Below are 8,947 nucleotides of genomic sequence, written 5' to 3'. Positions count from 1 at the left end.
TGGAAACCGGTGCGATCGGCTCTTTTTTAGCTTCCTCAGTCGGCGTCACTTTTGTTTCCAAAACCGCCGCATCTTTAGTTGCCACAGAATTAGTGACAGGTTTTGCATCTTCTTTGGCAGGCTCTAACTTCGGTTCAACTTCTGGCTTAGCATAAGCAATCAAAGCCTGACCCATATCCGTTTTTCGCCAATCTTTATCGGCATTAATCACGCTATCTAAATTCACAGCTTGACCCGTTGCACCCCGCACCTGAAATACGAAGTCATTGTAATCGCGATCGCTCCCTAAATCGACTCGCATATCCTCCATTGTAAAAGTCTTGCCGCTACCCGTTACATCGGCAATTTGACCCACATGAAATCCCTCAGCAGGATTCGCTGTCACCATCGAGAATAAAGGACGTTTGTCTCCTCCTATCGCCGGATTGTTAAGTACCTCTTGTACAGTCCCATTAGGCACTAACATCACCCCGAATTCCTCCCCCGGAGTCATCGCAAAAGTCTTAAGTCCTAAGTAAACTCCATCGTTATAATTGCCTTCGAGTAAATTCCCCGTAAATTTTGCACCTTCACTCAAGTTATTAATAACTACATGACCATTTGCAGAATTGCTAAGTGCTCTCGAAGCCGCTTCTTTGAGAAACTCTTCCGAACCTGGAGAAAACTTCTCCATTCCTTTGAGACTGATAATAGCTAATTGACCCTTATACAAACCGCCGTCCAATAAGAAATCAATGCCGACTTGACCTGTAGAGTCAACAACAAATTTCCCGGATGTAAAGGAATTATCGGCTACTGGATCTGATGTAGGAACGGTTGGACTTAATTCTTTTGGTGTTCCAACTGCGACGACTTCTGTATTGTCTGTAGATGGTTTGTTGTTGTCTGTGCTGTTAGTTGAAGATTTTTCTTGGTTGCTGTCTTTGCTGGTATCGGCGACTGTAGCGGCAGGTTTTTCTGCTGGCGAGTTATCTGGTTTAATCGCTTCTGAACTTGTTGTTGCTTTTGGTTCTGAGACAGAAGTATTTTGGGCGATCGCAATTTCTGGCTTGCTTTCTTTTTCGGCTAAAGTACCGGGAGTTTTCTCAGATGGTATTTTCTCGGCACTCTGAGGATTAGTCAAAGAATCGGCTGCTGTAATAGTGTCATCTTTAATTGCACTTAACGGTGCATCATTGCTGATTCCTGTCAGCGTATCTTTGACATCTGTACCTGACGGGGAACCTGATAAGGTGTCGCGAACACTACTGCTGCTGCTTGCTGACTCGCTTAAACCGCTTTTGAGAGTGTCGGTAACAATTAATGAATCATCTGATTTTTTGCTATTTGTATCGGCGATCGCATTTTTTGAGTTAAGCGTGTCAGTCGGACTGGATAGCTTTTCAGGTTCAATAACTGGCTGAGTTTTGCTGTCAGCTATCAAAGCACTGCCGCCGATATTTTGACTGTTGCTGTTGCTTAAAGGGTTGAGGATGGGAGTTTTGGCAGCACTTCCCGGTAAAGTGTCAGTTGTCAAAACATCGGTTAGCAGAAGGTTGCTGGAAACTTCATTTGTGGTAGCCATTGAGATTGCACTCCTAGTCTAGGATTGAATTAAAAGTGATATAATGAGCTGAAAGGGGGCGATCGCCCGTTTGTCTAAAAGTGCGATCGGCTTCTTGTTATTACTTACGGAATCCGGCCAAACTTTTTCCGCAAATCTGGAAACTTTTTTTGAAATGGGCGATCGTAAGATGTTTATCAGTCTCGATTTCACCCCAAAGGCCGCCAGGGAATTAATTCCCTGGCTTAAAGCTAAAGTCCTCTAAAGAGGACTAATAGACATGGGTATAATTTCGGTTTTCACCTGAACGTGACCAGAATATTTGATGCTTTTATTGGAAATATCTAATTAATTCTTCAGTCCTCTTCAGAGGACTTTAGCTATGAGGCGGGGGTTTAAACCCCCGCCGGACTTTCGCTATGAGGCGAAACTTTAAACCCCCGACGGACTACAACGAAGTGCAATACCTCAGATTAAGCAACGGTTGAATTCAAAACTTTTTGTTGCTGTTTGTGCTTCATCCGCCAGCGGGTAACGACAGCACCAAAGGCTAAAGTACCTAATACAGTAGTCGGTTCGGGTACGGCAGTGGATTCTTGGGAGTCAACTGGAACTACGATGCTAGGAGATGTTGCACCTGCAAAACCTTTACCAAACCTGCCGTTACGACCATTACCACTTAGGTCTGATACCCAAGTATCGCCATCTTGCTGAAAGTAATCTTCTAAAATGAAGTTGTACAAAAGCTGCGTACTTGCATCTGAGGTGAGGTCTCCTTTTGGTGCCTCGAAGCTATTGCCAGTGTATCGTGCCACATTGGAAATACGAAATGTATCTAAGTGTCCGATAAAGCTAGGCACCAATTGATCGTATATATTTGATGGAGTGTCTCCTCGGAAAATCGCACCCAGGAAGCCACCGCTATCTGAGTCCCAAATGTCTCCAGCACCAGAGCGACTGCCTACTATCTGACCGTCAAGGTAGAGGCGTTGAGAACCTTCCCCTTGTACAAACGCAATATGATGCCAAGTATTAAGTGCCAACGGTGTTGTACTTGTTATGCCACTCAATATGTAATTGGGATAGTTTGGATAATTATAACCAAACAAACCATTTGGTCCAGCAAGGAATTGTTTGTCTTCTAACGCATACTTGAATTCATTAAAGACTAACCCACCGGCACCAATGCCACTAGGAAAGTAAATGCCAGCTTCGTAGGTAGATTCGTTGCCAAGCACAGTCTGACCAGCAATTTGAATCGTGTCCGTTGGATTATTGAAAAAAATGTTTGGGCGATCGAAAGTTCCCTCAGCAGAGTAAATAACATCTCTGGGAAGTGGGCCTAGTGTGACAGCTAATGCCTCACTCTGCTGAGTTATTATCGGTGTTGCCAGTGTTAATACTGCCAGTGTCAAAAACTTTTTCATGAGAAATCACTCCTTTAAACTATAGTTGGCAAATAAATCATTCGATCGCCCTTTTCCCCAAAAGCCCCCGCCAGCAAAGCCATACCCCAGGAAATCGCCCCTATTCTTACATACGAAATCCAGCCAAACTTTTTCCACAAACCTCAAAACTTTTTTCCAAAACCCCTCAAAAATAAAGTTTTGTAACAATTTCCCCAGAAATGCGTAAAAACTTCCGACGATATCCGAAATATAAATAGAGGTTTCACCAAACTGCATAAAAATGCCCAAAGGAGTGAGGAGATCCAGATGGAAGACGAAATCGATTTGCAGCTCAAGCAGCTAGCCCTAGAAGCTCAACAGCACCTCGCCGGAAGCAAAGAGCGACAGATAGCATTAACCAGACTGATGGACGCAATTGAGCGTTCTAACAGACTTGTTCGTCCCTATATAGATCAGAGATATCTTTACGAAGACATTTATAGCGAAGCCCGTTTGAAAATATTTGAGTATATCTGTCTAAAAATTGACATCTATGATTCACAAAGACCACTAATGGGTTGGGTGAATTACTTCTTTAATTTTAGATTTCAAGATGTTTTCGCTCGATATATTAACCAAACAAGAATCAAAATATTATCGATCGATAACTTAGAAGGATTCAACTTGGAACAAGAAGAATGGGAGCTTTATCTTGATAAAGCTTCAATGTTGCAACTTGTGGAAGATGCTGAAATGCTACGTGAATTAATAGAACAAGACCCAGACAATATTTTCCGAAACACAACAGTCAGAGGTCGTCCCGATATCACTTGGCAAGTCATAGCTTTAGCCAGATTAGATGATGAAAAATGGGAGACTATATCTCAAAGATTTGACAAAAACATTTCAACACTCCAAAGTTTTTACGACCGAAATCTGCGGAAATTTTCAGATTACATTCGTAATAAATTACAGTAGGAATTGAGCGGAAGCGGAGAAATTAATGATGAGTAAAATGATCGAACCAATAACTTTCACAGTGCCATTATCCTTTGAAGCCCACGAAATCGCCCAACAGTGCGGCAAACAATCCAGTCCGAAAAAATTCAAACAAGTTTATCTCAATACCCTCGCAGTGTATGCAGTAGATTTTTACCTTCGCTGCATGGGATTTGAGACAGATTGGCCGGTTAGCGATAGTCGCAATCCGTTAATGCTGAAACTTATGGATGTAGCAGATTTAGACGTTAAACAAATAGGAAAAATAGAATGCCGTCCCGTCTTGCCAGATGCCGACGCTTGTCAGATTCCCTACGATGCTTGGGGAGACAGAATTGGTTATGTAGCCGTACAGTTAGACCAATCTTTGAAACAAGCAACGCTGTTAGGATTTACCAGAACAGTAGCTAAAGAAGTCCCTCTGGATGAAATGAATTCCCTCGAAGATTTGCTCGTCTACATGAATCGAATTCAACAACTGAAACCAGTTAATTTGATGAACTGGTTCGATGAAATTTTTGATGCGGGATGGCAAGTAATTGACGATCTATTAAATCCCAAACAATTGCAACTTCGCTCTTTTAGAAGCAACAACGCATTACCCATCGATCGCGGCCAGAAAATAGATTTGGGAATGCAATTAGGAGAACAGTCCGTGGCACTGGTAGTCACGCTGCCCCCAGAACCGGATTCAGAAGTGGATATTCAGGTGCGAGTGTATCCCATGGGAAATCAAACTTATTTGCCTCCTGGGTTGAAATTGATGCTGATGGATGAGTCAGAAGAAGTGATTTTCAAGGCTGAATCGAGAGAGGCTGACAACTTTCTTAATTTTGAATTTTGTTCAGACTTAAGAGAATTGTTCAGCATTACTGTAGGACTGGGAGATGTAAATGTGAAGCAATCTTTTCGTTTGTAATTGTATCCGGTCGGCGTTATGTAGAGCGTCTAAGCCATTTTTATTGGTTCCTGATTCCTCGTTACTAGGCTCTGCCTATTGGTGACAAGTTAACGTTAAACTGATAGTCTCTCTTGTTTGTATCGAAATCTGATCCCCCCTAACCCCCCTTAATAAGGGGGGAACCGGAAATCGCTCAAAGTCCCCCTTCTTAAGGGGGATTTAGGGGGATCTAGACTTCGCCTCAAAGCGACATTTATTATGAATTCCCGTCTTAAGTGGTCACCAATGGGCATAGCCTGGGAACGAGAAAACGATAAACCAGAAACATCCGTTACATCCGTTACACAATCCGCTGCCGAACTCCCCTATGTCATCATTAACATTTCAAAACTTTCGCGGTCAAAATCTCCAAGGTTGTTCTTTCAAAGGCCTTGATCTGACTAATACAGATTTCTCCAATGCAGATATCAGAGGTGCAGATTTTACCAATGCAATTCTCGATGAGGCTAATTTCAATCACGCTCAGTGCGGACTAGCTAGAAAATCGCAAATCAAAATCTTCATAATTGTATCACTGCTCTCGGCTATATCAGGAATAGCTGCTGTAATTGCTGTTGATAATACCTTCAAATCTCTCATTCCCAAAACAACCGAGCATATCGGTTTTTTGCCAACTGCAATCATCTTATTCGTCAATGCTATTCTCTTGGCTACCATGATTCGCCAAGGGATACAAAAAGCTTTGGATTATTTAGGTATTGCGGCTGCTATTTTTGTACCTCTCATTGGTTTCCTCTCTGCATTCTCCAATGATAAACATCCCATACTTTCGTGGTTAAGGTCTTTTAGAACTGGTGCCTTAATGAGTGCCTTGTCTGGCGAAACGAAGGCTAACGATGTTCCGTTTTTAATTGTGACATTAACTGCGGCTGTCGTTGCAACTACGATCGCCATTGTCGCTCTTCCTTTAGCCCTAACATTGGCTGAAGTTGTTCTGGGAAGGACGATTGCAGCATTGGCTTTATTTGAAGCTCTGGCTATAAGTGCGATCGCCACCGGAATTATTGCCAGAAATTCCTTGAGATATTTAAAAGCATCCGTGTTAATCCAAGCTGGAGTAGTTGACAACACAAACAATAAATGCTATGATTTCCTAAAAAAATGTGTGCAAGAATTTCCCGATCCGCCTGTAGTTATTGCGGCGATCGCTGGAGCTGTCATGTTAGCTGTAGCTTTAATCTTATTAGGAAAATACATTGCTAAGAGAGTTTTAGCCGAAGATGATAAATACAGCGTAATTCGCCAGTTAGCGATCGTCATTGGTGCGACAGGTGGCACCAGCTTTCGCAATACTCAATTAGCCCATACTAACTTCAGCTACGCCACCCTCAAAAACACCGATTTTAGATTTGCAAGTATCCACCGCACCATGTGGCGTCATGCTTGTTTTCTTGACTGGGCAAGAGTGGACGAGACAATATTAATTAATCCAGCAGTGCGAGAGTTGCTTGTCACCAGCAACGGTTATCACAAATCCTATCAAGGCATGGATTTGAGAGGAGCAAACCTGATAGGTGCAAACCTCAGCTATGCCCAACTTCAAACAGCAGACCTCAGTCAAGCCACTTTGGAAGCGGCTAATTTAGAATATGCAATATTTAGTCAAGTTCAGGCGATCGGCACTGATTTTAGCAATGCCAAAATGACTGGTGTTTGCGGTTTAGGAACCTGGAATATTGACAGCACTACGGAACTAGAATGGGTTGATTGTAGGTGGGTTTATTTGCTAGAAGAACCGAAACCGGGAACTGACGATCGCGAACGCCGTCCCAGCAGCAGTGGCGACTACTATCAACCAGGAGAATTTACCATTTTTTTTCAAGAAGTTGTCAATACAGTTGACTTAATTTTTAACCACGGTGTTGACTGGAAAGCTTTCGTCGCATCTTTCCAACAAGTGCAAGTAGAAAATCAAGGCATAGAACTGAAAATTCAGAGTATTGAAAACAAAGGTAATGGAGTTGTCGTCAAAGTCAGCGTACCTCCTGACGCAGACAAAGCAAAAATTCAGAAGGATTTCAATGTTTTTTATCAAGAAATGCTACAATTGCTGGGAACAGAAGTACCTGCCCTGCAAAACTCAGCAGAACAACGCAAATACTTGCTGTCAGTAATGGAGGATATAGTCAGACCGTTGTCTGAACAAGTAGTTATCTTAAACTTGGCTAGCGGCGACTTGAAACAAGGGTTTGACGTGACAGTTGAGATTTGGTGCGATCGCCAGCGCTTAGCAATAAAATTAGAAGGCAAGTTACCGCCAAAAGCGAAAATTTTAGAACGCTATCAACAGTGGCAAAAAATGTATAACTTTCAAAACCAGAAGCGAAACTACCGTGCCATAAAAATAAAACCAGGTATCACTAACTGTTCCATAGAGGATCTAAAAACCTTAGCTGAAGAAGTAGAAAGCGATCTAAAAAATTGGCTGGAATCAGAACAGTTTTCCCCGATCGAGAAGGGATTGCGCGACAAGTTAAACCTCACTGACGAGGTGCGGGTAATCATCCAAACTGAAGATAACTTGCTGCGAAAACTACCCTGGCATCAATGGGAATTTTTTAAGAATTACTGTAAAGCAGAAGTAGCTTTAAGTCGCAAGGTATCTAACAGAGTCAAAAAATCAGTGCCATCCAGAAATAAAGTAAGAATTTTGGCAATCTTGGGCGACAGTACAGGAATTCATGTCGATCGAGACAGGCAGATATTGGAGCATTTATCAGAAGCAGAAACCATATTTTTGGTAGAACCAACTTACCAGGAACTTAAGGAATATCTCACCGATGAAATAGGCTGGGATATTTTGTGTTTTTCGGGTCACAGTCAGAGCGAAGTAGATGGCAGTACGGGGGTGATTTGTATTAATAAGACAGATAAGTTAACTGTGGAACAGCTAAAAGACTCCTTAGAAATAGCTATTAAGCGCGGTTTGGAAATAGCTATTTTTAACTCTTGCGATGGTTTAGGATTGGGGAAGCAATTAGCCGATCTAGATATCCCTCAAATTATCGTGATGCGGGAACCGGTGCCGGATTTAATCGCCCAGGAGTTTCTGAAAGTTTTTCTCAAAGCTTTTGCTGGCGGCAATTCTTTTTATGTTTCCGTGCGGGAAGCACGAGAAAAACTCAAACAGCGTTGGGATCGGGAAATTCCCGGTGCTAGCTGGTTGCCTGTTATCTATCAGAATCAAGCTGAGTTTCCCAAGACTTGGCGAGGATTACAAAAGAATACTTATGGCTAGATATACGCGACGCAAAAAACCGGATTTATGCCTGAATATGTCTAGTTTTATGCACGATTTTTCTGAGAAACACGGTTTTTTTTACCTTAGTCTTATTTTACTGCTAGTTCAGTTTTGGGAGGTATTAATGTCTGTATTTACTCAACACTTTTTGTTCTATCTCTGTCGCCATAAACGCTATTTACGACGACACAAATGTCATCATGCCTCCCACGGCTTTACTTTGATTGAATTGTTGGTTGTGATATTTATCATTGGGATTTTATCGGCTATTGCTTTGCCTACTTTCCTCAAATTGATTAACAAAGGTAAAGAAAGTGAAGCTACACAATATATTAGTTATCTGAACAAACATCAAACTGCGGAATATTTAGAAGGCTCTGGATTTACTAACTCTTTCGGCACTCTCTCATTTCCACAGCCGCCAACAGCAAGCTCTGTGGCTGGGATTTTGAAATCTCTTGGCTTTTCGGTGCAAGAAACAAATAATTATTTATATGGGATAAAAGTTGCTAGTTATAATAACAATCCGCTGGCTGTTCAAGTAGCTTTGTCTAAACAATTAGGCGTTCAATCTTATTTCGGAATTGTGTATGTCACAGACAATAGCGTTCCTTGCGGCCCAGTTGCATTACCGGTCAGCTTGTCTTCTCCGGTGTTGCAACAGTTAGGAATATTAAACAATTTGATATCGAATCCAGGGAATTATTGCCCTCAGTTGTTTTCATGAAAAGATTGATAAGGATCGCGAATTAAATAACTTACAATTTTAATTGTTATTGTGGGATGGGCGTCCCGCCCGTCCTTTTTGGACGGGC

The 8,947-nt window shown here is 42.0% G+C and carries 6 protein-coding genes; 4 read left to right on the top strand and 2 right to left on the bottom strand.

Going from position 1 to position 8,947, the window contains the following annotated elements:
* Both QUA16_RS09730 and QUA16_RS09725 read right to left on the bottom strand, forming a co-directional pair.
* On the bottom strand, positions 1-1,564 hold a 1,564-nt coding region (locus QUA16_RS09730), incomplete at its 3' end, for a DUF4114 domain-containing protein (RefSeq protein ID WP_333103077.1).
* Between the two features lie 452 nt (positions 1,565-2,016).
* Positions 2,017-2,970, bottom strand: a complete 954-nt coding sequence (locus QUA16_RS09725) for a LamG domain-containing protein (protein WP_333103075.1) — start codon at positions 2,968-2,970, stop codon at positions 2,017-2,019.
* A 288-nt stretch (positions 2,971-3,258) separates the two neighbouring features.
* On the opposite strand from QUA16_RS09725, the gene QUA16_RS09720 reads away from it, so the two are divergent.
* The 4 genes from QUA16_RS09720 to QUA16_RS09705 all read left to right on the top strand — a co-directional run bounded on the left by QUA16_RS09720 (position 3,259) and on the right by QUA16_RS09705 (position 8,859).
* Positions 3,259-3,909, top strand: a complete 651-nt coding sequence (locus QUA16_RS09720; RefSeq protein ID WP_333103074.1) for a hypothetical protein — start codon at positions 3,259-3,261, stop codon at positions 3,907-3,909.
* 25 nt (positions 3,910-3,934) lie between these two features.
* Positions 3,935-4,849, top strand: a complete 915-nt coding sequence (locus QUA16_RS09715) for a DUF1822 family protein (protein WP_333103073.1) — start codon at positions 3,935-3,937, stop codon at positions 4,847-4,849.
* 349 nt (positions 4,850-5,198) lie between these two features.
* Positions 5,199-8,129, top strand: coding sequence for a pentapeptide repeat-containing protein (locus QUA16_RS09710; RefSeq protein WP_333103071.1), 2,931 nt, complete (start codon positions 5,199-5,201; stop codon positions 8,127-8,129).
* Positions 8,130-8,352: 223 nt separating this feature from the next.
* Positions 8,353-8,859: a type IV pilin-like G/H family protein gene (locus tag QUA16_RS09705; RefSeq protein ID WP_333103069.1), complete on the top strand. Its 507-nt coding sequence runs from the start codon at positions 8,353-8,355 to the stop codon at positions 8,857-8,859.
* Positions 8,860-8,947: the final 88 nt, after the last annotated feature.

Source organism: Microcoleus sp. S13_C3, from assembly GCF_036700905.1.
Classification (GTDB): Bacteria; Cyanobacteriota; Cyanobacteriia; order Cyanobacteriales; family Microcoleaceae; genus Microcoleus.
The sequence above is the reverse complement of the archived record's forward strand: the minus strand, read 5'-3'. Positions and strand labels throughout refer to the sequence as shown.

Coding starts and splice junctions, on each gene's coding strand:
- QUA16_RS09720 (WP_333103074.1), top strand. CDS start 3,259: ATGGAAGACGAAATCGATTTGCAGCTCAAGCAGCTAGCCCTAGAAGCT.
- QUA16_RS09710 (WP_333103071.1), top strand. CDS start 5,199: ATGTCATCATTAACATTTCAAAACTTTCGCGGTCAAAATCTCCAAGGT.
- QUA16_RS09725 (WP_333103075.1), bottom strand. CDS start 2,970: ATGAAAAAGTTTTTGACACTGGCAGTATTAACACTGGCAACACCGATA.
- QUA16_RS09715 (WP_333103073.1), top strand. CDS start 3,935: ATGATGAGTAAAATGATCGAACCAATAACTTTCACAGTGCCATTATCC.